Source organism: Agrobacterium fabrum str. C58, from assembly GCF_000092025.1.
In the GTDB taxonomy this organism is placed as follows: Bacteria; Pseudomonadota; Alphaproteobacteria; order Rhizobiales; family Rhizobiaceae; genus Agrobacterium; species Agrobacterium fabrum.
Genome location: NC_003063.2, coordinates 699103 through 722576, shown reverse-complemented (window position 1 = coordinate 722576; position 23474 = coordinate 699103). Strand labels below are relative to the sequence as shown.

Here is a 23474-nt window from a genome sequence, read left to right as displayed (position 1 = left end):
CTCACACACAATCGGGATCATTCTGATGAAATTCAGCCTTTTTTATTTTGACGGTGACGGATCGCGTCCGGGTCAGGAAAACTACCGTCTGCTGATGGATAGCGCGCAATTTGCGGACAAAAACGACCTCGAGGCCCTGTGGGTGCCGGAACGGCATTTCCACGCATTTGGCGGTCTTTACCCCAATCCTTCGATCGTCAGTGCCGCGCTGGCCATGGTCACGCGCAAGGTGCAGCTGCGAGCCGGCAGCGTTGTTGCCGCCCTGCATCATCCCGCCCGCGTTGCGGAGGAGTGGGCGGTCGTCGATAATCTTTCCGGCGGCAGGGCAGGCATCGCGATTGCGGCCGGCTGGACAAAAGACGAGTTCGTCTTTTCGAAGGAGCCGCACGGCAACCGCCGTAGCACCATGTGGCGCTCCTATGAACAGATCACCCGGCTGCTTGCCGGTGAAGCGGTCTCGTTCGAGGATGCGGACGGCAATATCGTCGAGGCGAAAACCCTGCCACGGCCCGTGCAGTCGCGCATCCCCTTCTGGGTTGCGTGCCAGTCCACGGAAACCTTCATCGAAGCAGGCCGCCGCGGCCTCAACGTACTGACGGCTTTGCTCGGCGAGACGACGGAGTCGCTTGCGCCCAAGATTGCGGCCTACCGCAAATCGCGGGAAAAACATGGGCACGATCCGGCGGCCGGGACGGTCAGTATGATGGTCCACACCTTCCTGGGTGACGATACCGGCAAGGTCAAATCCAATGTTTCCAAGCCGTTCGGAGATTATCTCCGCACGCACTATCACCTGCTCGAAGGCCTTGGGCGGAGCATGGGTGTCGACATAACGCTTGATAATTTCAGCGACGATGATCTCGACAGCCTGATCGAATTCGGCATTGAGGGTTTCATGAAAGGCAGGTCCCTCATCGGTACACCCGAAAGCTGCCAGTCAACGGTGGATACATTGGCGGAGATGGGGGTCGATGAAATCGCCTGCCTGATCGATTTCGTCCAGGATTACGACCTCGTTATGGGCAGCCTGCCATTCCTGCTGAAACTCGTGGAAGCAAACCGGCCGCCAATGCGCGTTGCCAGAGCGGTCTGAAGGATTTGCGATGATGTCGAATGCCGAGACGATCGCTCTATTGCGTAACCGCATCGCAAATCTTGACCCGGAACAGCGGGCCCGGCTGCGCTCGCAGATAGAGGCGCGCGGCATGTCCTGGCACGATGTCGCACCGGAGGGCGACGATGGTGCCGACGGGGCCGGGCGATTGCCGCTGACATCATCGCAGATGCATTTCTGGCTGCAGCAGAAGATTTTCCCTGAGAGCTCGGCCTATATCATTCCATTCCGGTGGCATATCGACGGCGCGCTGGACCACGACGCGATCCTCCGCACGCTTCGGATTATCGTCGCGCGACACGAGCCGCTGCGAACGGCTTTTCCGCTTGAAGAGGGAAGGCCCTGGCAGCAGGTTCACGGTGATATGGAGCCCGAACTTGTGGTTTCCGATTGCCGGTCCATGTCTGCTGCCGATTGCGACGAGACCATAGGCCGGATCGCCCGCACAGCTTTCGATCTGTCCAAAGCGCCGCTGATGCGCACGCATCTTCTGCAGCTTGGACAAAACGAGCATGTTCTCGTGTTCGTTTTTCATCACACGGTTGCCGACGGATGGTCCCGCGGCATTCTGATGCGCGAATTCTCGTTGTGTTACGCCGCGATCGCAAACGGTCAGGAACCGGTCCTCGATCCCTTGCCGCGATCTTATGGCGGCTTTGTCCGCGCCAGGCAGAAATGGTCCGGCACGAAGGACTACGAACGGCAAAAACAATATTGGGTCAACCGGCTGCAAAATCTCGAGCCGCAGGAGTTTCCCGCCGATTATCCCCGCCATGAAACGACTGATATGGCCTGCGAGACGCTGGTGAAGGAGATTTCGCAGGAACTGATGGCGCAGGTGTCGGCTCTGGCCGCCAAACTCGGCACCACGACCTTTGTGGTGTTTGCTGCCGTTTTCCAGCTTTTGCACCACCGTTATACTGGCCGCCGGGATCTAGCGGTGTGCGTGCCGGTTGCCGGGCGGGGTGATCCCGATATGGCAGGTTTGATCGGCCTGTTTACCAATACCATTGTGTTGCGCAACGATCTCAGCCCCGCCATGTCATTTAGGGACTGGGCGAGACGTATACAGGAAGACTTCGCCAATGCTCTGGAGCATCAGGACTATCCCTTTGCGGAGTTGATGGATGTGCTGGGCAGTAACCGCGAAGGGGTGGAAAATTCACCGTTCCAGATTTCCTTTCAGGTCCAGACGCAGGGCTACAGGCAGCAGAATGCGCAGGGCTTCGATCTGGGCAATGCCAGCCTGCGGGTAAGGCAGGAAGCGATACCGGTTGCGGAAGCAAAGCTCGATATGAGCTGGATGATCATGGAGCGTGCGTCGGGTGCGCTCGTCACCGTCGAATACCGGTCCGGCCGGTTCGAGGCGGTGCGCATGGAGCGGCAGCTGGAGCATTTCGAAAACCTGCTGCGCTCGGTCGTTGCTTCCCCCGACGCGCTTCTTCCGACCTTCGACTATATCTCTGCCGGGGAGCGCGAAGCCCTTCTTTCATCGGGCGCGCTCGTTGCGAGGCCTCTCCCGGTCAAGGGCGTGCACGACCTGATAAGCAGCGCGGCGCGTCTCCATCCCGAAAAGATTGCCATCGAACGCGTCGACCGGAGCTGGACTTATAGTCAGCTCGAAGAGGCGTCGAATAATCTCGCACGGGCGCTTCTGACGCTGGAGAGGCCGGTGAAACCGGGAATGCGGGTCGCGGTTTCGTTGCCGGGGCAGGCGAGCGGCATCATATCTTTCCTTGCGATCATAAAGGCTGGCGGGGTCTATGTGCCGATCGATCCGCGCCATCCGGCAGACAGGATCGGTTACGTGCTGGAGGATGCCGCAACGGTTCTGGTGCTGACTGATGATGCTGGGCTTTTCCCTGGCATTACCTGCATCGATCCTGTTCATTATCTTGAGAACCAGCCGGATGCCGTGCTTCCGGCGATGCCTGATAACAGTGACATCTATATCCTCTACACCAGCGGCAGCACCGGGCGACCCAAGGGGGTGCCGATTACGCACCGGGGTCTGCTCAATCAATTCCAGTCAATGGCGCGCCAGCCCGGCATAAGGGCCGGAGACCGGATGCTTTCAGTAACGACGCCGGCATTCGACATTTCCGTTCTGGAAATGCTCTGGCCATTGAGCGTTGGCGCCACGGCCGTCATACGTGAACCGGACCTTCTGCTTCAACCTGAGAAGCTGGGAAGGACGCTGGACGAACATGATATTTCGCATTTCCAGGCGACTCCCGCCACCTGGCGAATGCTGCTGGACAGCGGCTGGCAAGGGAAAAAATCCCTGACCGGCCTTTGCGGCGGCGAGGCTCTCGATGCGCAGCTTGCCGGGCGGCTCATTGATAGGATCGGTTCTCTCTGGAATGTCTACGGTCCGACCGAAACGACGATCTGGGCAGGCGCATTGCTGGTGGAGGAGGCCCATTCCAGAAGCGGCAAAGTGCCGATCGGCGGCCGTCTGGACAACACCTCATTTCTGGTGCTCGATGCCTATATGGATCCCGTTCCGGAAGGCGTGCCTGGCGAGTTGCACATTGGCGGCATAAGCCTGAGCCGCGGCTATTGGGAGCGACCGGCGCTTGCGGCCGAAAAATTCGTTCCCGATCCCTATGACCGGACATCCACGCCGGGTTCGCGCCTCTACAAAACGGGTGATCTCGTCGTGCGCAGGCCGGACGGCAATCTGGAATTCGTCGGACGGACCGACTTCCAGATCAAGCTGCGCGGCTATCGTATCGAGGTCGGAGAAATCGAGAGCCTGCTTCAGGAAGAGAACGGGGTCGATCAGGTTCTGGTTCTGCTTGACGCGAACAAGCAGCAACTGCTGGCCTATGTTCTACTTGAGGACCGTTCCGGCAAGGTCGATAAGGGTGCCACGGGTATCAGGCTCAGCAGGGCGCTTTCGGCCCGGTTGCCGCGTTACATGGTACCTTCGCATTTCATCCTTCTGGAAGAGTTTCCGATGAATGCGAATGGCAAAGTGGATCGCAAACGTCTGCCGCTGCCGGATCGCTCGGAACGGGCGGCTTCCGAAATCACCTCTCCGGCAAACAATGTCGAACAGACCCTCCACGCCCTCTGGCAGAAGATGCTGAAGCGTGCGGATATTGGCGTCAACGACAATTTTTTCGAGCTGGGAGGCGATTCCCTCCTGATCGTCGCCATGCCTGCCAGGGTGCGTGATGCCCTTGGCATCGAGCTGGAAGTCACGGATTTCTTCCGTTTTCCGACATTGGAAACACTGGCCGGCCACATAATCGATCTGCAGCACGGCAAGACTGCGGCGCCAGAGAGTGCGCGTGGGCGAGGCGACACCAGGGGCAAGGGGCGTGAACGGCAATTGCAGCGGCGCATCAGGTCAGGCAATTTCGCCTGACCTGCCTATAAAGTCTGTCAGGATCACCGCCATGGAACAGGGCGCCGCAACCGCCGATAAAGAAGACTTCAATGCGCGTGGCAAGCCCACCCTGTTCCAGTTGAGCTTTCCGCTCCTGCTTCATTCGCTGCTGAGCTTCTTCGTCAATCTGGCCGATACCGCAATCATAAGCGCCTATTCGGCAGAAGCAGCGGCAGCCGTTGCCGTCGCCAAACAGGTGATGATGATCGCTTTCGAATTGTCCGGGCTGGTCGGCATCGGCGCGGTCATCGTCATTTCCCGGCACCTTGGCCGAGGAGAAGTGGAGGCGGCACGGCAGGTGGTGGCGGTGGCGCTCCTGACCAACACGCTTGTTGGTCTGGCACTTGGCCTGTCTTTGATGGTTGCCGGTCCCTTGGTGCTTGAACAGCTCGCGGGATCGACCTCCCTGAATGATGAGGCTGGCCTCTACCTGAACATCGTCGCGGTCGGTATGGTCTTCAACGGCTTCATAGCCGCCGGGCTTGCCTGTCTACGCGCATTCGGCCACAGCAGGTTGATCCTGGCATTCGGGGTGGGCGTGTCGGCTTTTTACCTTCTCGCCGAATGGGTTCTCATTCTGGGGGTCGGGCCTTTGCCGGGCATGGGTGTGAAAGGTGCTGCACTTGGCACCTTCAGTATTCGCGTTATGACGACCGCCATTCTGACGCCGGTTCTCATGTGGAAACTGGGATTGCGTTTCTCATTTTCCGATACGGTCGCGCGGTTTGCGACTGCGCGCCGGATGATCGCAATCGCCTTGCCGAGTGTGACCGATTACATTGCCTACAGTTTTTACCAGATCATTCTTTTGGGGCTGGTTGCCAGATTCGGCGTCGAGGCCGTCCTGGGCCGCACCTATACGATGCTGGCCATGGCATTTCTGATCGTTGTCGTCATGGCAATCAGCCAGAGCAACGAGGTCCTGATCGGTTACCGTTTCGGTGAACGGCGGCTTGAGGCGGCGACCAGCCAGGCGCTCCGGTCCGCAAGCCTTGCCGCTGCCGCGACGACGTCCATCGCTACACTGATCTGGCTCGCCTCGGTTCCTTATATCAGGTTGTTCACCGACAATCCCGCCGTGATAGAATTATGCGGCAGCCTGCTATTTCTGACGATATTCATTCAGCCGGGATTTGCATTCAATACGATCCTCTTTCAATCGCTGCGGGCGGTGGGCGATGTCCGCTGGCCGGTTTTCGTCAGCCTGACCGTGACATGGGGTCTTGGCCTTTCCACGGCCTGGTTCTTCTGCCTGTTCCTCAATCTCGGGGTGACGGGTGTATGGTTGTCGCTGATCATAGAGGAGACCGTAAAGGGCAGTCTGTTCCTGCACCGCTGGCTCTCACGCGGGGTTAGGCACGAGGCGGGCTGATGTGTCCATCATACAGGATGGCCGGCATGGAACAATTGAATGACGCGATGTAACACGATAGTCTCAGCACCGGGTCGGCGATCCCTGCACTCGCCATGAGGACGTTCACAAGCAATGCATCTGAAACGGCAGACTGAAATCGCCTTTGGCATCCTTGCGGTATGCGCGCGGCAGGAGGGCGAAATCATATCGGTGCAAAAGGTCGCGCAGGAAATCGGTGCGACGAAAGACCATACCTATCAGGTTGTCGCGCTGCTCGCGCGAAACGGTCTGCTGCAAAGCGAGCGGGGTCCGGGCGGCGGGCTGAAACTGGCAAGGGACCCGCGATCAGTGAAACTGGCCGAGGTGCTGCGGCTGGTACAACCCGAATTGCTTGGGGAGGGCGCAGACGTACTTTCATCGCCTCAATCGGAAACAGAAGCATTCCTCGGCCGCATCGTCTCGACGACCTCGTCTTTTTTTGCCCGTCTTCTCGACCGCTTCACGGTTGCCGATCTGATCGCTCCTGAAAGCAACCTGCGTGTCAGCTGTCTTGATTGTGGCCTGTTGGCTTCAAGCCAGCAGGCCACGGTCTCCCTGACGGGCGATGTCCGGCCGGAACCTCTGGTCGCCTGGCGGTCTGGCACCCGTAGCTAGGCATCCTCATTGACGGAACACCGGCGCCTTTTCAGGCAATGGCGCGATCTGCAGCGCTACCGTCGTCCACATCGGAGTTTTCTGCGCGCGGCAGGGTTTCGATAAAGAAATCGAAAGGGCGGCGCGCCGTTTCCTTGACGCGATAACGCAGAACGTCCTTCACATCGTTTTTCGGCGTAAACGTCAGCACCATCGGAGCGGTGTCATAAAGCGCCGTTTCCTCAACGTAAGACGACGAGCATATGATGACCTGATCGCCACGCTGGCAGGTACGCGCCGCAGCGCCGTTCAGGATGCAGCATTTCGATCCGGCTTCGCCGAAAATCACATAGGTCGAAATTCTGGCGCCGCTCTGCTTGTTCCAGATGTCGACAAATTCCAGCGGTCTGATCCCGGCGAGGTCACAATGCTCGGGATCCAGCGTGATGGATCCGTGATAATCGAGATCGGCTCCCGTTACGGTGATGCCGTGCAGCTCGGCTCTGACGATGCGTATCAAATGCGACTCTCCTCAACATGATTTCAAATTGTCGCATTCGACCGGCTGACAGCCTCAGTCTCTCCCGGGGACTGGTACTGGTGGCACCAATCGCCGGCTGCGACACTGTGAATTGCCGATCTTTGTCGGAACGACATCGGCAATCTTGCAGGAGTCCGCAAGTTCGATGAAATAGTCGGAGGTTGCTTCCGCCAGCATGTGGAAAACGCCCGTCGTGCCGGAAGGATTGGCATTGCGCGTGCGCGGTCGCCGGACGAGAACCGGCTGCGTTGCCCGCAGGATCATGCCTACGGAAAGACTTTCCGGGTCGACATTGAGAACGACCCCGCCGGTCCGCCCCCGCCTGCTCTGCAACAGACCGTTTCTGACGAGAATGGCAACCACCCTCGCGGCATGATCTTTGGTGACCCCAAGCCGATGAGCGAGCTTCCCGGTCGTATGGGCTTCCTCCGCCTCATGGACAAAGTTGGTCAGAATACCGATTGCGATCTCAGATTCTCTGGTCAGATACATCAGATGTTCTCCTCACACCAAGAAACGGAACGTGCAAATTCCCTCTCGTAGTTTAGACGAGCAGCATCCGTCCTTTGGGACTTCTTCATATAAAAATATTGCGACGGACAGCGACGTCGTAAAGTCGGTTTCCTCCGTCGCGCCGCCATTGGCCTCATCCTGCTGGCCACATCCTTCGCGACGCAAAACCACGCTCGCGATGTTCCCTCACCGTATGCTCCTGAAGCAGTGGTCCACCAGTAAACCTTAAAGGAAACCCCCATGAAAAGACTGGAAGGCAAGGTTGCGATCGTTACCGGGGCTGGCCGCGGAATCGGCCGCGCCACCGCCAAACTCCTCGCCACGGAGGGCGCAAAAGTCGCGGTGCTCTCGCTCACGCCCGCGAATGTTGACGCGGTCGTAGCCGACATAGAAGCTGCGGGCGGTACGGCGTTGGGCATTGCGATCGATGTCAGCGATGCCGACGCGATCAAGCCAGCGATCGACACGGTTGTGGCGACCTGGGGCGGCATCGATATCCTTGTGAACAACGCCTTTGACCCCTCAGTGGTGCAATCGTCTGTTCTCGATCTATCGGTCGAACAACTGCAGCGCAATTTCGATACGGGTCCGATCGCCTTTTTACGGATGATGCAGGCCGCCTATCCTCATCTGAAAACAAGCGGCGAGGGACGTATCATCAATTTCGGTTCGATGGCGGGCGTTACGGGTATGGTGCCATATGCGCCGTACAACATGGCAAAGGAGGCAATCCGTGCCCTGACACGGGTTGCAGCCCGTGAATGGGGTGCTGACAAGATTACCGTCAACAACGTCCTGCCGATTGCCGATACCTGGGGTGCGGCGGCTGCCAATATTCCAGCTCCGGCCAACGCGCTTGCCCGGCATGGCTCTCCCGAAGACGACATCGCTCCCGTGGTGCTGTTCCTTGCCAGCAAAGATGCACAGTTCATCACTGGGTATAGCCTGACGCCTGACGGTGGGATGATCATTGATGCAGGGCGTTAGGTTTCTTTTCCGGAGGTCCACTCTCGTGGAGGTCAGCGAGTAGTCGCTGACCTCCAACGCAACCTCATTAGGACGGCCCTTCCGGCGGCTTGTCCTGGAAATGAGTCGAGGGACTAACTTGCCCGCAGTTCCCAGCGCCGCCCGTGGTTCAAGTCAGCGATAAGCCTCGATCATCGATTTCGTAACGTCTTGCGCGAAACAGATCGTCGTCATGACATCAGTTGGCCCATTGCGGACATCTTATTACCGTCATAGAGCACCAACTTGGTCCCTTAGGCGCTTTCCACAAACCTCAAAATCGCCGTCGAGACCTCTTTTGGCCTCTCTTGCTGAAGCCAATGGCCCGCCCCAGGAATGGTATGCAATCCGCGGAGATCGGGAACAAGCGTCGGCATTTCCGCAATGATCTGATCCATTCCCGGCATGCTGAGACCAGTGTCCCTTTCGCCGATCATAAACAGCGCAGGAACCGTGATCTTCAGGCCAGCGGCGAGACGCTGCAGTTCCCAGTTCCGATCGAGGTTTCGGTAGTAGTTCAAACCGCCTCGGAAGCCTGATGCCTGGAAGTCCCGGACCATGCGGTCGAAGTCGGGGGCGGGCAACCAATCTGGCAGCGCAGCGGGCTCCGGCAGGCTTTCTAACAGCCCCATGGACCGCGAGACCATGCCGAAAGGATTGGGGGTACTGTCACCGGGCAAGCGGGGACCGGCTTCGCCGCTTGCCGCGAAGATCAGCTTGCGTAACGTCAGGGCGACATCCCGGCCGAACTCGGCTTCGGCTCCATCAGGGTCTTGAAAATAAAGCGTGTAGAACAAGCTTTTGTCATCCTGAGGGAATATCCGCGAAGGAGGCATAGGCGGCAGACCCATCATCGGCACGCTCAAGGCAACGACGGCACGGAACCTGTCAGGCCGCATGAGTGCAGCCTGCCACGCCACTGTTGCGCCCCAGTCATGCCCGACCACGACCGCTTGCTGTTCGCCGAGAGCATCGAGAAGTGCCACAAGGTCGCCTACCGTGTGGAAAACGGTGTATTGGTCTGGACGCTCCGGAGCTTCTGTCTTCCCATACCCTCTCATGTCGGGCGCAACGACACGGTAGCCTGCGCGCGCGAATGCCTCGATCTGGTGTCGCCAAGCATATTTGGTTTCAGGAAAGCCGTGGCAGAGCAAGACCAGCGGACCTTGTCCAGCCTCAATGAGGCTTATGCTGATCGTAGCTGTCGAAATGATAGTGTCTTTCATAGGAGCCTCATGACTTAATGCCCGTTTGACGGAACCGTAGACAACGAGTTGCGGTGCCAGGGCGATGAAGGTTCTACGAAGCATACTGACTTGCCTCGTTTTTCGTAACAATATATGTTACGCATTGATTGTGGCGGTCAAGATACCGTAACAAAAATTGTTGCAGAAAGATTGATGATGAAGACCGATGGTCGTCTTGCAAGGATGCTACACGTGCTGGTCCACATGGGGCTGCTAGGAGGCAGGGAGACATCTGAGCGGATTGCGCAGATGCTGAACACAAACCCAGTGGTCGTTCGCCGCACTCTCGGAGCCCTCCGCGAGAGCGGCATCGTAGTATCGGAAGGTGGCCGCGGAGGCGGGTGGAAGCTGATCCGTTCGCTTGATCAGATCACTGTGCTTGATGTTCAGCGTGCTTTGGTCGAAGGTCAAATGCTCCCCGCACCATTGTCGAAAGACCATCCAAATTGCCCCGTCGAACGCGCTTCGAACGCCGTCCTCGAACGTGCGCATTGCTTGGCTGAAGCTGCGTTGAGAACGGCCTACTCGGAAACAACGCTAGCACAGATCGCTGAAACAGCCGTCGCGACGAAGTAAGTAGCGCGGGTCATGACCGCTGTTGGGGCATTGACGTCATGACGGCATCCGGCTCAAAGCAGCCGAAGTTGCTATACAACGCGCGCCAGAATGAGTGCCGCAATTTTTAAATATTCAGAATACTGCGCGCGTCCACCACGTGGGTTCAAAGCGCAACTGGTTCAGCATCACGATAGCAATGTCATCGTTGGTCGAGTGCTCTTACTTCGAGATCCTGCTCAACAGGCTACTCCTCGGTCGAAACCTTGATGTCGCGCGCAGCAAGCGCCTTCAGCAGCTTTGGGGTGGGCTTGCTGTTTTCCAGTCCACTGATCAATTTCAGGTTTGGCAAAAGCTCCAGATCAATAATCGCCTTGTTGCTGACGGGAATGGCTTTATCGCCACTACCGGGGTCCCAGAATGGGTAGAGGTGATAGATAAACTCGGACCCACCGTCCAATCCGCTGGATTGGCGCAGCGTTTCGACCTTGGCCAGCAGCTCGTCCGATATGGGCAGATTTTTGAAGTAGGTCTCGACCTCCGGGATGATCTCGTAGCCGTCAATCTCAACCGAAATTTCCCGCTTCTCATATTCCTTCGCAAACAGGTGGATATCGAATTGCGGCTTGAGCACTTTCTGCCGGTACATAAGCTCTTCGATGACCAACAGCTTCAAGCCAATGTCCTTGAACCGATTTTCGGATGGCTTGTGCGGGGGGTAAAGTTTCGGACGGCTTGAATAGTTTCCGGCCTCTTTGAGAAGCGCGCTAATGCGCTCAGCATAAGGGGCAGGGAGCTTCGTTTCGATAACCTTGAACGCCTTGCGGGTTGTTGCAGAAACGGCAAGCCGCTGCACCGCCTTGTCGCGACGTTTTCTATTCCAGGCGTCGAAATCACTCTGGATCAAGTTGAGGGTTGCGCGATGCGCCTGAAGGGTTTTTTCGTCGCGTTCGCGGTAGGTTTGTGCTGACGTGCCGAGATGACTTTCATATTTATTTTCCCGCAGCAGACGTTCGTAATTGGCGATGGTCGATTGCAGGAGAGCTTCAGCCTCTTGTTGCGAATATGTCTGGATATCCAGAGGCGTAAAAACGACCTGCTCCAGAAACTGTTCGAGTTGTTGTTCCATCCAGGAAGATGGGTCGCTGAGAGCATGTTGCAGAATTGCGGCCGATTGGGCGTGCGCCGGCTTGCCTTTGTCGGAGTGGAACCCGAACATATCGTAAGCAAGGTCCACAAGCAGAGGGGCTTCGTGCTGGCCTTTTTCCAGGATGTAGAACCGGATCAGGTCACCAGCTTCGCGGATTGCATCTGGATGCAGCATCAAGTGGTCGGGCAGGAGAAAACTCTTATGCCCCGGGAACGCCCGGTAGATCTTGGGAACGAGCATGGCTGCTTCGATTCTGAGCGTTTCGTCGTGGTTGCTATAAGGCTTATGCCAATAATAAAGGTCGAGCATCGATGTAACGATATCAGCCCAGGTTCCCGTTTTTGTCCTGCTGAATTTTTCACTGACGACACTATTAGGTCGTTCGATCGCGCGTCGCAGAAGGTCGAGATGTTGGGCGTGCCGCTCATTGAGAATGCGCCACGCTTCTTCTTTGCCGCCATGGCTGGCGACAGTTGTCGTGCCTGAAAATGCAAGAATGAAATTATAAGCTTTCACACCGGTTAGAGCCAAAGCGTCACTCTCACCGAGGAAACTTTTGATCGTCGCAAAGTAGATATCGTAGAGTCGTTCTACGTTGCCACGATCTTCGCTGATCAGTGATTTCCAGTTTTCCTGGGCGGTTTTTAGGGATCGATAATCGTCTGGCTCATAAGAATCGAGAAAATCCAGGCTTTCTTCAAACGTCATATCTGCTCACAATCGATTTCGAACTGATTTGAAAGACATGGCACTGCATCAGGCAGTTCCCCACACAATAAGCGGTCCTATTGGACGCAAACCTACCCCGAAGCGCTTTGAGCCATCAAGAGTAAAGAAGTTGCGAGATCAACGATAGGTCGAGTGTCGGCCAGCGACACCGCATCAGCCTCATGCCTGGATGACGACGTTTCCTTTTGCATACCTTGAACCTCCTCGCCCTATCCTTCCGTTAGACGCGGCCGCTAGTGATCGCGTCGTAGAAGCCTTGGCGAGCCTGCGGAATCACATGGGGTAACCAACCGCTAACCCGCGTAGTGCGAACGATCCACGATCACCATGACTCGCACCGTCTGGTTCGCTTCCTGATCGAGAGCAACCCGCACCATGTCAGCTTTTGGCGCTTCAGGCCCATGACGGCCGTCGGCCCATTCCGGACACCGATCTCGCGCTGAGTCAGTGTAGGCTACTTTCGGTAAACCTGCTATTGAAGCAGGTCAGCGCGGTAAAACGGCTCAATTTCATGGAGATATAGCACATTTATGCTGAAACGACGTGATTTCGTGGCCGCGGGAGGTATTCTCGCAACTCTTGGATGGTCGCGGATGGCTACTGGATCACGCTACCCTGCGCCTGGAGATATCTCGGGTGCGCCGTTCGGTGATCCTAATCTGAAGCTTGCGATCCTATCCAGCCTGATTGACAAACAAATGATCGATCTCGGAACTCCACAACAGCTTGCCGAGCATGTTCTTGGGCGGCCCGTCGATCTTGAGAACGAAGGCTACAAGCCCATTCCCGCAGTTCGAGCCTACCTGGATCGCTACCCTCTCTCGACCGACCTACTGAATCAGATCGACGAGCTTGTTCTGGATGGAGGCAGTTCCATCTATCGATATGTCTGGTTCTTCTGGGATGGAGAGGACGGTATCTTTGACATCAACAGCCTTGCCGGGATCAAGCACTGCCCGAACATCAAGAGTCTTGATTTAACGTCGATGATCGGGACTGTGGACCTTCGTGACCTCCTGCCGCCATTCAAGATCGAGACCATCAATGCAGGGATCGCGTTAGAGAACATCCCGGCTCTGCTCGACATGCCCGGTCTACGAAGCGTCCGTGTCCTCGACGACCAGCTTTACGCAGATGTTACGACGCCGGGGCATCCCAATCGACAGGTAATGGAAGTGTTGAAGGCCAGGGGAATCTCTGTCTGGGTCCATTGGGTATCCAGTTACGATGAGAACCGCGCCGTATACCAATAACTGTGATCGTCGGTGCGCTTTCGAAAATTGACGCCGCCAAACGGACCATCAACAAGGGCATCGAAAGCGACCTCAACAAAAGATTTGGGTTGATGCCTTCTATTTGTGCTGAGCGCGATGATGACTTCTTGGTTTTGGCGGTCATCAATGAACCAGAAATCGATTGACGAATAGAAGCGGCCGCTCGTGATCGCGTCGTAGAAGCCTTGGCGAGCCTGCGGAATCACGTACGGTAACCAGCCGCTATCCCGCGTAGTGCGAACGATCTACGATCACCATGACTCGCACCGTGTGGTTCGCTTCCTGATCGAGAGCAACCCGCACCATGTTAGCTTTTGGCGCATTGCCGCCAAGGCTGCATTTGGCCCATTGGGGACGTACGCCGTCGCAGAACTCGGCCGCGAAACTCTGAGTTTTGCGACCGAGTTCTGCGACAGAAATTCCCTTTTTGATTTCAGCTGCGGCAAATCTGTTGTGAAAGTTCGCATTTCTGCGACGGGGTTCGCCGTTACAGAGCTGGACGCAAATAGAGGTGGCTGACTTTGCCCCGATACGTGACTGCGAAACCCCATTCTATTTTCGCATTTTCAAACCCGACCTCATAAATATCGAGGCCTTGCTGAACGCCTTTAAACGACAGGGCTTTTAAGGAGCCAGCTTTCTCCAGCTCGCTTTGGATAAAGTCTTTTTGCTCGATTGCGAGCGCCGCCAATGCTGGTGCCATACCGTCAAGGTCGGGTTCCCCCCGCGCATGCTCCTCAATCAGGCGGCGCAGGATGTCTTCACTCCCTGGCATTGACTTCTGATCTCGGATTCGCTGCTGAATCTCAACCTCGATACGGAGTATCGGGTCTACGGCAACCTTTCGGGCGTGATCCTCGAACCCGTTCTGATGGTGAACAAGACCATCGATCCTGCCATCGTGGTCGCGGCAGAACTTTATTTGAACCGGCAGAACCTTCATAAAAAATTCGGTTTCGGCCTCTGGAAATATGTCGATGTCGGACTGACCTACAATCCTGTAGGCAAGTTGGCCGCCGTGATTGGTGACAATTGAAAGCGTTCCGTCGGCAGTCGCGTAGGCACCCGAAAAGGTGTCGAGGAGGTCCGCATTGATCGGAACCTCCTCTCTCGGACGCATCTGTTCGTATCGACGCCAGGCTGCGGTATCCTTAGAAGTCTCAGTCATATGAGTTTCCCTTGCCAGATTGGTAAGATCATCAATCGACGGTGTGCCTCCGGATCGAATCTTCGATTGCAGACTTTCGATCACCTGCAACCCTCGTATGGCACGGTCCTTCGAGTTTGCTAAAGCTTCGCGCTGCAATGAAAGTGCTTGCTCCAAATCAGCGACCTGTCCTTCCAGAAGCTTTGCTATATCGCGCAGGCTAAGGCCGAGGGTTTTGAGGGCCAAAATTTCATTCAGGCGAACGATCTCGGTGCTGCCGTATAGTCGCCATTGCTTGGAGGTACGGCGCGGGGAGATCAGGCCATATTGCTCGTAGAGCCGAAGTGCTCGAATGCTAACACCGACCTGCTCTGCACATTCCAACGCGGTCAGTAAAACTTGACCTCTATTTCGGCGATCGTGCATCAAAAACTCCTTCGGGAATTTTCAATACGGTATGACGCTAGGTCCGGCTCAAGCGGAAAATTGAGCTGTCGCGAAAATCCCAATTAAAGCGACACTCGTTTTCCTGACTTTTACGACGTCGCAGAATAGGTAGTTTTGCGGCAATCGCAATGTCCGCAATTGGCGCAAAGCAGCCGATCAAGCATGAAGGCTCTCGGCCAAAAAGCTGCCGTAGTTGCGTCCGATGGAAAAGACCGCAATGGATGTTGGAAGCAGCGGGTAGCTACTCTAAGTCTTCTTGAGCAAATTCATCGGTAACATGAATATCGGTCATCTCTAGACGGCCCGGACCCATGTTTACATATTTGTGCGGTAAGTTGGCCGGTCCAAACACGATCTGACCCTCTCTAACGTCCAACTGCTGCTCGCCAATGGTAAAAAACGCTCGTCCTTGCCGCACTATAAATACTTCATCATAAGGATGTTTGTGTAGTTTGGGGCCGCGGCCGATTTCGTCCGTGGTGTAAAACATGACCGAGACGTTTGCGCCAAATGTGCTCCCTTCAAATTCGCCTTGCCATACGCTCTCTTTTTCGGCCCATTGAGCGCGTTGGAGGAGGACTGCTTTTTTTGCATTGAAATTCCTCTCTTAGTCAGGCCAGCCGTTCGAGCCCAGACTAAACATCAAACGTGCAGCAGTGCAAATGTCGGTAATTGATCGACGGTGACGCTGTACGATCTGGGCGTATGACTACTGTTGGCGCATTGCTGACAACCCGACAGAGAGCGACCGATTTAAATCACTTGAGCTTGATGAGTCCTGCCTTGGTCGGCCGAAATCCGCAACTCTGATAGAATGAACTCAGATGCGGTTCGAAGTCGACATGTAACCAATTCGCTCCGCGCTCTCGCGCTACATTTGTGGCGTCTACCACCATGCGGGCAGCGATACCTCTTCGTCGCATCCGGGGAATAACGCAGGTGTCCAGGATGAAGGCGTGGACACCTCCGTCCCACGCCACATTCACGAAGCCGACGAGGCGATCATCTTCATAAGCCGCAATATGGGCAAGGCTGCGTGACAATATGCCGGAAAAGTCTTTTGGCCCTTCGCTGCCCCAGGCTTCTAACCAAAGCACATTCAGCTCGTCTTGGCGCGGGAACGGATCAATCCGAAGCGTCACCATGTTGCCGCTCTCCAGTTATTGTGCACGCGACGTTTTCGAAGATAGTCATGGTCAGGCAGTTTTGTACACCGCCTCGATCGGGAAGACTATTTCGTCGGAATTCGCTGCGTCGAAGGGTTGCTTGTCCCAACAGACACTGCTTCCTGCCATGAGGGTTGCTGCCGCAATTGGCCAAGACACTCATCCGTGTGCTTTGGAATGGCAGTTTGTTTTTAACCAGACGATCACTGCATCCGCGTTTTTATCAGGCGGGTCTACAGGGTAAAAAACATGCTTGATCCTGCCATCTTCGATGACCATCGTCAGCCTTTTGAGCAAGGTGAGCCCACCCGCTTCAAACATTGGCAGGCTAAGGGACTTCGCCAGAGAAAGTGAATGATCGGAAAGCAATGGAAACGGCAAATGGAGCCGTTCTGCAGCCTCTCTCTGATATTCGCTCGTCTGCGTCGAAAGGCCAAAAAGATTGCTGGCCCCTAATCCCCTCAGCTCAGCGAAATGGTCGCGAAAAGCGCAAGATTGAGGTGTGCAGCCTCTAGCCCCGGGTATTTCCTCCCATCCGTCAATCGCATTGCCACCCGGCGGGCTGGTGCGTGGGTAGGCATATACGACGGACAGACCCGGTCCTCTAAGGTCGACAGTCGTGCCGTCGGTTGCTGCCAATGTAACATCTGGCATTTCCATCCCTGGCAAATGCTTCGCTGCACCGTCGTCATGTGGGATCAATGATGTCACGAAATTGTTTCCCATAGCCACGCCAATGTCCTCTCGGTCGCCAACGCGAGGAAACTAAACGAATTTCACGCCGCTGCAATAACCGGACTGTCCGGCCTGCCTAGCCGTCAACCGCTTCAGGGAGAAGCAACAGCTACGGGCGGTCTGTTCCTGAAACAGGTGCGATGACAAAGTATACCATCAACCGCTATCTTGCCGAATCAACGAAGAGTTTTCGTACCGGAGAACTGCATGGGACATTTCAGACTTGTTTATCAGAAATATCCTCTCGACCTTTCAGTCGAAGAGCCACGCGTCACCTTGCGGGCCTCAAGTGGCTCTTGGCCGGGTCAGGAGCTGGGGGACTACGTCGTGCTGGATTTAGAAGTGAAATCTCCGAAATTTTTCTTCGATCCCAACAATGATCCCGAGGATGACGTCTCTCAGTGGTTGAATCCGGGTCTGGATACACAGTGGCTCAAAATTCCGTTGAAGCACTTTAAGAACCGTGATTTTCGAAGCCTCGAGGAAATTTTGATAGATTTCCAGGGCGAGGGAACTCCAAACGCTTTGACTAGGGAAGATTGGTGGGAAGCCCCCGGTCTCATCACCATTTACAGCGACGAGTTCTTCTCTAGCGCGGAAATCTCCATCCGTCACGATGGTGGCGGCACGTTTTCGGTTCGGCTTTCTGGCACAACCCAGTTCGACACCGCCTTTGACATAGCCTTCAGTGCTCCTCTGACCGTCAAGCTGGTCGGCTATCGCAACTCGGCGACCACAGACGATCTTTTGGGCTGGTTCGACCGCTTTTTGAGAAAAGACGACTTCACTTTCACACCGCTGCAACGAGGTGAAGACCTCTATCTCGATGGTGCGGTCAAGTAACTTTTAGAAGGTCCACGGCATTTTCGCTGCAAGAGGGCGAGGTAGGTTCGGCCTGAAGCAGCCTTTGAGATTATTGACGACGGAAGCTCTTTCGCTCCGCAGTCCTCAAGCAACCATCTCGCGCAGATCACGGATCAGACCGCCAGGACCGTCCTCGGCTTCCGCGCCAACACCAATCTTCGTTAGCCAGCACCACATGCTCACCCGATGAAAAAGGGTGTAGAGCCAGAGTGCCCTTTCAGCATCCGGGTGGTCGACCGAACCGTAGCCTCACGAGATCAGGCTCTAGTTGCTGGACCAGCCGCGAAACCGTTTCAGTGTCTAATTCGAAAGCTATCCGCCGCGTCGGTGCCATTCCTGGAAGGCGTTTCCGGTCATAATGATGAGATCAAATCGCTTGTCTGAGCGGAATGACTGAGCCGTCCTCTCGATCCATTCCACATGAGAACCATAGGGCTTTGCCCTCGCGACGTCCAACATGGCGTGTGCCGGTCAACACCTGTCGAGATCGTAAAGCGCCGCGAGAGCCGGATGTTCGCAATGCAGGCCGGGCATGGGGAGCGTCGTCGGCTTTCATTTTGTGGCTTTTCGTCGAGCGGTCACGGACGGCCAGCTTAGTCTTATCGCAACATTATTCCTGGCATTTGGGGCCTTTTACTGGCTTGTGTCGTATTCCTTGCCTGACCTTTTGCTAGCAAGATCGATTGCCGGATTTGGACTGGGTGTGGTTGTTGCGGGAGTTTTCCGACGGCGCTTTCTGGAAAATCCCGTAGTTCCCCGCGTTCGATAAACACGCATTGTCCTTTTGAAGGACGTGTACATTGCCGGCTGACGCCCTCACAGCAATTCCCTAATCGCTCGCCATGCGTTCTGCCCGAGCTTCGCATCCGCTTCGTCGCTTCCGCCATGGGCATGGAGTTTTGATCGTTGTGTCGTCTCGCCGGGCAGGAGAATGCGATGCCCAGCATCTTTATCGAAGATCAGCGTAGCCTGCCTTCCGTGCGCCTGCCTCGACTGGAGTATCTGCCTCGCAAAATATCCTGATGGCCAAAGCGCGTCGTCTCCACCAGCCACAAGGATCAAGTCGGCAGGGGACGATTCGACCGGAATTCTGGCTCGTTCGTTTAGCTGAACATCGTTTGAGAGGCATTTTTCGAAAAACGACCGATAGGAAACAAGGCCATCCCGGTAGTCTTTCTGCCAGTTGATATCGGCCGGAACGAAGTCTAGTGGGCTACGCTTGAAAGACCAGGATGATCGTTCAGGCCACGATATGCCGTCCACTCCCGCTCCAATGTTGCCCAAGACCACGGAACTTGGACTGATTGCGATGACCACGTTAATGCGATGATCAATGGTTGATGCTAGCAGAGCAGCTTCTGCGCCCTTCGAGGTTCCCACAAAGACTGTTCGATCACACCCTCTCGAAATCAAAAGATCGGTTGCGTCAACGAAAGTTTCGAGAGGTATTTCGCATATCCCCGGCGGTTGATTGGCTCCGCCAAACCACTGCAACGCTAAGGCTCGTGCTCCGGTATTCGCGAATAATCCTGCCCGCGTCGTGTCGACCCTGCCGCTCGACCCGCCAAGAACGATCACTCCCGTCTTGCCTGAGTTGGTACCTTGAAGCAAAGCGCCTCTCACCTTGCCTTCCAGTTGCTCGACGTCGTAGGCGACCATTTTCTGTCTCTTCGTAAGCGGTCTGTGAATGATGAGCGCTACAATCACATGTACGACGCGCCTCTAAGGTTTTGCATCATCAGACTGGGCCGTCCACCTTATGTAGACCCCTTGTCACCGTAGCGAGGACCAGCAGGCTAGTTTCGTAGCTCCTGTCGCAGGAAGCTATCGACGTCCTTGTTCGCTTGCGCCGTGGCGGAGGCGCTGTATTCGAGCCGATGACCGAAGTAGACCGTGCCCGGCTTTGCCGCGGGGACATCGAAGTCATGGAAAGCCCCAGGGTAAACAATGAGCCGAATCTCTGAACCTTTTTCACTCAAGTTGGCCAGCCTCTGTCTGCATTTGGCAGGAGGCCCCCAATCGTCCAGTTCGCCTGCCATTATGAGCGTCGGCACCGTTGCCTCGCCATCAGTCGCAGAACAGGTCGGATAGTACGCTATCGCAGCTTTAAACTTTTTGTCCTGGAGCTGCTCAACGCCACCTGATTTTGTCGCCGTCAATGCAGTTACGCCGCCGGCCGAAAAACCCATCAAGGCCACCCTGCTTGCATCGACGAATGGTTCCTTCGACAAGAAATCCAGCGCGCCGTAAGCATCGTAGACGCGGTCGGATATCGTAAAGACAACGTCCCTCTCTGTAGTCGCGCATGTCGATTTCATTTGTCGCGTTGCGAAGCTGTCGACAACGAGGACCACGTAACCCTGCGAAACCAACCGCCCAGAAACATCATCCTTGAGCCTTGGCCCCAAGCCTCCGCATCCATGTAAAATAACGATAGCCGGAAATGGTCCGTCGCCTTTTGGACGGCTAAGAAACCCTACCAAAGGGACGCCCTGGTACGGCGGCAGCGTTTCCCCCCTTTGCCTCGCAAGCTTCTCGCGGAATGCGCTGGGTTTGCCGGCATCACTGGTAAATCGGACCTCGTTGGCAGCAGATGGAAGGGCGATACTTGTCGTGACGACGGTAACGATGGCGAGCAGGGCCGCGAATGACTTACAGATCATGACGTTCTCCTCCGAGGCTGTGACAAGCTAGCAGAGAAAACGAAATCGACAACGGACGCTACCGGTGGTTTTACGTCACGACGTCTGCCGGTCCTTCGCTGTCGCTGCGCTTCCAGATAAATGACCACCCATCGATTTTTCGGCCGCTCGCTTTCATCGATAAGGCCTGTTCAATCAATTGACCTCGGACAAGGCCCATCTTTTCCAAAACGCGGCAGCTTGCGTTGTGGTCTGCTGCGCACACTGTGCGGACTTCGGATAATGTTGATTGCTCGCGGACCCATTGCATGACCGCCGAGCCAGTCTCGGCTGCGAAGCCATGCCCCCAGAACGCAGGTCCCAATCCGTAATGTATCTCTGCCGTCTCATCATCCGGTATGAACATGAGGAAGATGCCGATCGGTCTGTTGGCACGCCGGTCGATAATGGTCCAGACAAAACGGCTGGTCTTGCCCCAGGTGGTTTCGCCCCACGCACTGATGAGTTTTTCGGTTGTCGATTGCCACGTATGAGGACCCCGTGGCAAAAATTCTGAGGCTTGGACGTTCCCGGCGTATTCAACGAACAGTATCCCGGCATCCTTGGCACGTGCAGCCCGCAGCAAGAGACGCGTTGTTAAAATTCTCGTCGGCGGCGACTTCATCATAACTAACGATCTCTCCGATGGTCGCATTGTCGGGTGTGGGCATGATCCAGTTATCGCACAGACGTCCTGCAAACAAATGTTCAGCGTGTTGACGATGTTGTTGGGAATGATTGAATAGTAAGTAAATCGGCTTGAGCGCGGCCGACCTTTCGCCTTTACCAAGGAATGATTTGAAGGTTTGGCCAGATGGCAGTCCAACGTTCGACCTTCGCTGTGTAAACTGCCTCGGATATTTGCCGCTTGTTGGGGCGAACGATGCCGCTCATCAGGTCGTTGAGGCCAAAAGGTGCATTGATGAGGACTCGACCTCGCTCACGCTTTAAACCGATTGCTGTTGCCGTCGTCGGGAAACTTCCAATTGCATCTATGGAAGAGCTACAGGGCGCTATCTGATGGCCAAATTTTTTCTCGTACCAGATGTGGACCCGAGCCTCATTTTTTATGTCGATTTGGACGGGTAGCCCAGCGAGTGTTGAGCGGATTCACGCTGCGTGTTTTGCTTCGCCGGTTTCCGTGAGATCATGAGGATCGAAGTAAATTGAATCGACATCAATTATGACATGCATGAGCGGCAGGCCGAACCTGTGGTTCCACACCGTTTGCGCGATAATACCCGCCGCGATCCAACTGTCCGGCAAAGCCAAGGTATCCCAAGCGTCGATGATCGGAGCTAACAGAAGACTGGCCAAGGCAATTGATTCCAGTTCTCTTTGAAATTGCAGAGTCATTGATTGTTGCCTTTTGCTCGCTGCGATCATCATCGCATGCAACTGATCGAATGTCCTCAGAGGCTTCCCGATCCTAATCGAGTTTGGCCGATTTTTGATGGGAAATCGCCTACGCGTTTATCCTGAGGGGAGGGTAGGGGGCAGGTACCTCGTGATATCAGGGTGTCAATCGGCTCGGAATGTTGACCCCTTATCGGCGTCCAATATTCCCCCCTGTAGGCGATCAGCGCATTGTCGGGCATTGTAAGGCACAAATTGCTACGCTGGACGATTGGCAATATCCCACTTCAGAACGCTCGTCCGTGGCGAGCAAAGGCACGATTGGGCGAGATTTACCGAGAGAAGTTGACTACTGATGGCAGGAGCCTGAATAGAAAGAGTTTGTAGTTAGTTAGGGAAGGTAAAATGACGTCGAACGGTTCCGCTTGCAACCGCCGGTCATCCCGGTGACCATAGCCCTATGGAAATTCGACTGGCCCGACAGGAGTTCAACATTCGTGAATACAGTGAAGACTAATGCTGGGGATACAGAGACTTCTACTGCCGTGGAAACGGCGGTAACCACGGCAGTGGATACGACCAAGGTAAAGTGAAGGGGAGCGCTTGACCATTGGGATACCAAAAAGATTTCGATCACGTTCCCTCCGTCCCCCCGCGAGGTCTATTGGATCGGGACATTCATCGATTCCCTTGAGCCAGAGTTCACTGGGTATCACCAAGGTATCATCCTGTCCGGGGCGAAGACGCTGCACGACGCAAGTGAACATGTGGTATTTGTTCCAATCACGAGCAATGTGCCTGCGAACTGTACTCGAGGGAAATTACCTCCATACATCCACAAACTTGAGCGCAGCCCGGCGGGTGACGGCCGGAACGCCTGGGCTATCTGTAACCACGTGATGACGGTGCGGCTCAGCCGCTTGGAGCGCTTTCACGGAAGTGACCAGAGCGGCAACTATAGACTTAAAGTCCCGAAGATTTCGACATCGGATTTCAGTGCAGTTCTGGACTGTGTCGCCAACGGGATCGTGGTCTTGCGTGACCGCTTCAAAACTCACCAAGAGCATGCGTTCGCGGAACTGCGCGAGAAGCACGCCACCGAAATGAAGCAAATCAAGGCCGAGCACGTAACAGAAACGCAGGCGGCGATCGAAGCTTACTTGGAGGAGTTGACCAGACCGTCTGCTGCTTAACCTTGACAGGTGCGAGCCGGCATTCTATCTATCGTATGTGGCTGCGGCCCAACAACTCGAAAGAGTTTACTGACTATTCTGGCAGCAATGCCAGAAAGACGTACCATCTGAGGGTGGACAAAAGGCGGCTTATGCCGCCTTTTTATGTTTGGACATGACACTGAGGGTGTACCTGACATAAGAAGTCGCTCACTTCTGTCTGACTCTGACACATTGAATGAGTTCCACGATGACGCACGTTTTGTTTGGGCATCGCCGTGGAAGCGGTATTTCTGAAGTCCGGATAGTAGAACTGGATGACTTTCTCGAAGGCGGTTGGTGTTCTGGTCTTCGAGGATCGCAATCTGCGATCTCAAATCCGCTAACTCGCCCT

21 protein-coding genes and 1 pseudogene are annotated in these 23474 nt (G+C 55.5%); 10 read left to right on the top strand and 12 right to left on the bottom strand.

Going from position 1 to position 23474, the window contains the following annotated elements; all coding sequences use genetic code 11:
* Window positions 1-25: 25 nt before the first annotated feature.
* The 4 genes from ATU_RS17030 to ATU_RS17015 all read left to right on the top strand — a co-directional run bounded on the left by ATU_RS17030 (window position 26) and on the right by ATU_RS17015 (window position 6519).
* A complete protein-coding gene (locus tag ATU_RS17030) occupies window positions 26-1093 on the top strand; it encodes an LLM class flavin-dependent oxidoreductase (protein ID WP_010973236.1) in 1068 nt (355 codons plus the stop codon).
* 10 nt (window positions 1094-1103) lie between these two features.
* Window positions 1104-4490 carry a non-ribosomal peptide synthetase gene (locus ATU_RS17025; protein WP_010973235.1) on the top strand — a complete coding sequence of 1129 codons (3387 nt, stop codon included), beginning with the start codon at window positions 1104-1106 and terminating at the stop codon, window positions 4488-4490.
* A gap of 31 nt (window positions 4491-4521) precedes the next feature.
* The gene (locus tag ATU_RS17020) at window positions 4522-5883 is read left to right on the top strand and encodes an MATE family efflux transporter (protein WP_010973234.1); all 1362 of its coding nucleotides are present in this window, start codon (window positions 4522-4524) and stop codon (window positions 5881-5883) included.
* A 114-nt stretch (window positions 5884-5997) separates the two neighbouring features.
* Window positions 5998-6519, top strand: coding sequence for an Rrf2 family transcriptional regulator (locus ATU_RS17015; RefSeq protein ID WP_010973233.1), 522 nt, complete (start codon window positions 5998-6000; stop codon window positions 6517-6519).
* A 31-nt stretch (window positions 6520-6550) separates the two neighbouring features.
* Here the strand turns inward: ATU_RS17015 and ATU_RS17010 are convergent, their stop codons facing one another.
* Both ATU_RS17010 and ATU_RS17005 read right to left on the bottom strand, forming a co-directional pair.
* Window positions 6551-7018 (bottom strand): aspartate 1-decarboxylase, encoded by a 468-nt coding sequence (locus tag ATU_RS17010; protein WP_010973232.1) that lies wholly within the window; start codon window positions 7016-7018, stop codon window positions 6551-6553.
* A gap of 54 nt (window positions 7019-7072) precedes the next feature.
* On the bottom strand, window positions 7073-7531 hold the full coding sequence (locus ATU_RS17005; protein ID WP_010973231.1) for an Rrf2 family transcriptional regulator: 459 nt from the start codon (window positions 7529-7531) through the stop codon (window positions 7073-7075).
* A gap of 261 nt (window positions 7532-7792) precedes the next feature.
* Here ATU_RS17005 and ATU_RS17000 point away from each other — a divergent pair, with 261 nt between their 5' ends.
* Entirely contained in the window at window positions 7793-8539 is a 747-nt protein-coding gene (locus ATU_RS17000) for an SDR family NAD(P)-dependent oxidoreductase (RefSeq protein WP_010973229.1), read from the top strand.
* A gap of 272 nt (window positions 8540-8811) precedes the next feature.
* Here the strand turns inward: ATU_RS17000 and ATU_RS16995 are convergent, their stop codons facing one another.
* On the bottom strand, window positions 8812-9783 hold the full coding sequence (locus tag ATU_RS16995) for an alpha/beta fold hydrolase (protein ID WP_010973228.1): 972 nt from the start codon (window positions 9781-9783) through the stop codon (window positions 8812-8814).
* A 174-nt stretch (window positions 9784-9957) separates the two neighbouring features.
* Here ATU_RS16995 and ATU_RS16990 point away from each other — a divergent pair, with 174 nt between their 5' ends.
* On the top strand, window positions 9958-10380 hold the full coding sequence (locus tag ATU_RS16990) for an Rrf2 family transcriptional regulator (RefSeq protein ID WP_006314131.1): 423 nt from the start codon (window positions 9958-9960) through the stop codon (window positions 10378-10380).
* A 226-nt stretch (window positions 10381-10606) separates the two neighbouring features.
* Here ATU_RS16990 and ATU_RS16985 read toward each other — a convergent pair whose 3' ends face one another.
* Window positions 10607-12217 carry a DUF6892 domain-containing protein gene (locus ATU_RS16985; RefSeq protein WP_010973227.1) on the bottom strand — a complete coding sequence of 537 codons (1611 nt, stop codon included), beginning with the start codon at window positions 12215-12217 and terminating at the stop codon, window positions 10607-10609.
* 551 nt (window positions 12218-12768) lie between these two features.
* Between ATU_RS16985 and ATU_RS16980 the strand changes: the two genes are divergently transcribed.
* Together ATU_RS16980 and ATU_RS16975 are read left to right on the top strand one after the other, a co-directional pair.
* Complete coding sequence (locus ATU_RS16980; RefSeq protein ID WP_051883816.1) at window positions 12769-13491, top strand: DUF6892 domain-containing protein; 723 nt, start codon at window positions 12769-12771, stop codon at window positions 13489-13491.
* Between the two features lie 2 nt (window positions 13492-13493).
* Window positions 13494-13658, top strand: a complete 165-nt coding sequence (locus ATU_RS16975; RefSeq protein WP_155276039.1) for a hypothetical protein — start codon at window positions 13494-13496, stop codon at window positions 13656-13658.
* 341 nt (window positions 13659-13999) lie between these two features.
* Here the strand turns inward: ATU_RS16975 and ATU_RS16970 are convergent, their stop codons facing one another.
* The 4 genes from ATU_RS16970 to ATU_RS16955 all read right to left on the bottom strand — a co-directional run bounded on the left by ATU_RS16970 (window position 14000) and on the right by ATU_RS16955 (window position 16998).
* Window positions 14000-15085: a MerR family transcriptional regulator gene (locus ATU_RS16970; RefSeq protein WP_010973225.1), complete on the bottom strand. Its 1086-nt coding sequence runs from the start codon at window positions 15083-15085 to the stop codon at window positions 14000-14002.
* Between the two features lie 262 nt (window positions 15086-15347).
* Window positions 15348-15596, bottom strand: coding sequence for a cupin domain-containing protein (locus ATU_RS16965; RefSeq protein ID WP_010973224.1), 249 nt, complete (start codon window positions 15594-15596; stop codon window positions 15348-15350).
* 268 nt (window positions 15597-15864) lie between these two features.
* A complete protein-coding gene (locus ATU_RS16960; protein WP_010973223.1) occupies window positions 15865-16251 on the bottom strand; it encodes a GNAT family N-acetyltransferase in 387 nt (128 codons plus the stop codon).
* A 180-nt stretch (window positions 16252-16431) separates the two neighbouring features.
* Window positions 16432-16998, bottom strand: a complete 567-nt coding sequence (locus ATU_RS16955) for a peroxiredoxin (protein ID WP_010973222.1) — start codon at window positions 16996-16998, stop codon at window positions 16432-16434.
* A gap of 216 nt (window positions 16999-17214) precedes the next feature.
* Here ATU_RS16955 and ATU_RS16950 point away from each other — a divergent pair, with 216 nt between their 5' ends.
* On the top strand, window positions 17215-17850 hold the full coding sequence (locus tag ATU_RS16950; RefSeq protein WP_035257608.1) for a hypothetical protein: 636 nt from the start codon (window positions 17215-17217) through the stop codon (window positions 17848-17850).
* Window positions 17851-18687: 837 nt separating this feature from the next.
* Here the strand turns inward: ATU_RS16950 and ATU_RS16945 are convergent.
* The 4 genes and pseudogenes from ATU_RS16945 to ATU_RS16930 all read right to left on the bottom strand — a co-directional run bounded on the left by ATU_RS16945 (window position 18688) and on the right by ATU_RS16930 (window position 21908).
* Window positions 18688-19530: an acyl-CoA thioester hydrolase/BAAT C-terminal domain-containing protein gene (locus tag ATU_RS16945; RefSeq protein ID WP_010973219.1), complete on the bottom strand. Its 843-nt coding sequence runs from the start codon at window positions 19528-19530 to the stop codon at window positions 18688-18690.
* Window positions 19531-19667: 137 nt separating this feature from the next.
* Window positions 19668-20534, bottom strand: coding sequence for a dienelactone hydrolase family protein (locus ATU_RS16940; RefSeq protein ID WP_010973218.1), 867 nt, complete (start codon window positions 20532-20534; stop codon window positions 19668-19670).
* Window positions 20535-20604: 70 nt separating this feature from the next.
* Window positions 20605-21180 (bottom strand): GNAT family N-acetyltransferase, encoded by a 576-nt coding sequence (locus tag ATU_RS16935; protein ID WP_010973217.1) that lies wholly within the window; start codon window positions 21178-21180, stop codon window positions 20605-20607.
* A gap of 155 nt (window positions 21181-21335) precedes the next feature.
* Window positions 21336-21908, bottom strand: a pseudogene (locus ATU_RS16930) (nucleotidyltransferase family protein).
* Window positions 21909-22807: 899 nt separating this feature from the next.
* Between ATU_RS16930 and ATU_RS16925 the strand changes: the two are divergent.
* A complete protein-coding gene (locus ATU_RS16925; protein WP_035257612.1) occupies window positions 22808-23101 on the top strand; it encodes a hypothetical protein in 294 nt (97 codons plus the stop codon).
* Window positions 23102-23474: the final 373 nt, after the last annotated feature.

Excerpts from the sequence above, each read along its gene's own strand:
- ATU_RS17030 (WP_010973236.1), top strand. The coding sequence starts at position 26 with ATGAAATTCAGCCTTTTTTATTTTGACGGTGACGGATCGCGTCCGGGT.
- ATU_RS17025 (WP_010973235.1), top strand. The coding sequence starts at position 1,104 with ATGATGTCGAATGCCGAGACGATCGCTCTATTGCGTAACCGCATCGCA.
- ATU_RS17020 (WP_010973234.1), top strand. The coding sequence starts at position 4,522 with ATGGAACAGGGCGCCGCAACCGCCGATAAAGAAGACTTCAATGCGCGT.
- ATU_RS17015 (WP_010973233.1), top strand. The coding sequence starts at position 5,998 with ATGCATCTGAAACGGCAGACTGAAATCGCCTTTGGCATCCTTGCGGTA.
- ATU_RS17005 (WP_010973231.1), bottom strand. The coding sequence starts at position 7,531 with ATGTATCTGACCAGAGAATCTGAGATCGCAATCGGTATTCTGACCAAC.
- ATU_RS17000 (WP_010973229.1), top strand. The coding sequence starts at position 7,793 with ATGAAAAGACTGGAAGGCAAGGTTGCGATCGTTACCGGGGCTGGCCGC.
- ATU_RS16995 (WP_010973228.1), bottom strand. The coding sequence starts at position 9,783 with ATGAAAGACACTATCATTTCGACAGCTACGATCAGCATAAGCCTCATT.
- ATU_RS16990 (WP_006314131.1), top strand. The coding sequence starts at position 9,958 with ATGATGAAGACCGATGGTCGTCTTGCAAGGATGCTACACGTGCTGGTC.
- ATU_RS16985 (WP_010973227.1), bottom strand. The coding sequence starts at position 12,217 with ATGACGTTTGAAGAAAGCCTGGATTTTCTCGATTCTTATGAGCCAGAC.
- ATU_RS16980 (WP_051883816.1), top strand. The coding sequence starts at position 12,769 with ATGCTGAAACGACGTGATTTCGTGGCCGCGGGAGGTATTCTCGCAACT.
- ATU_RS16970 (WP_010973225.1), bottom strand. The coding sequence starts at position 15,085 with ATGCACGATCGCCGAAATAGAGGTCAAGTTTTACTGACCGCGTTGGAA.
- ATU_RS16965 (WP_010973224.1), bottom strand. The coding sequence starts at position 15,596 with ATGTTTTACACCACGGACGAAATCGGCCGCGGCCCCAAACTACACAAA.
- ATU_RS16960 (WP_010973223.1), bottom strand. The coding sequence starts at position 16,251 with ATGGTGACGCTTCGGATTGATCCGTTCCCGCGCCAAGACGAGCTGAAT.
- ATU_RS16955 (WP_010973222.1), bottom strand. The coding sequence starts at position 16,998 with ATGGGAAACAATTTCGTGACATCATTGATCCCACATGACGACGGTGCA.
- ATU_RS16950 (WP_035257608.1), top strand. The coding sequence starts at position 17,215 with ATGGGACATTTCAGACTTGTTTATCAGAAATATCCTCTCGACCTTTCA.
- ATU_RS16945 (WP_010973219.1), bottom strand. The coding sequence starts at position 19,530 with ATGGTCGCCTACGACGTCGAGCAACTGGAAGGCAAGGTGAGAGGCGCT.
- ATU_RS16940 (WP_010973218.1), bottom strand. The coding sequence starts at position 20,534 with ATGATCTGTAAGTCATTCGCGGCCCTGCTCGCCATCGTTACCGTCGTC.
- ATU_RS16935 (WP_010973217.1), bottom strand. The coding sequence starts at position 21,180 with ATGATGAAGTCGCCGCCGACGAGAATTTTAACAACGCGTCTCTTGCTG.
- ATU_RS16925 (WP_035257612.1), top strand. The coding sequence starts at position 22,808 with ATGACGGTGCGGCTCAGCCGCTTGGAGCGCTTTCACGGAAGTGACCAG.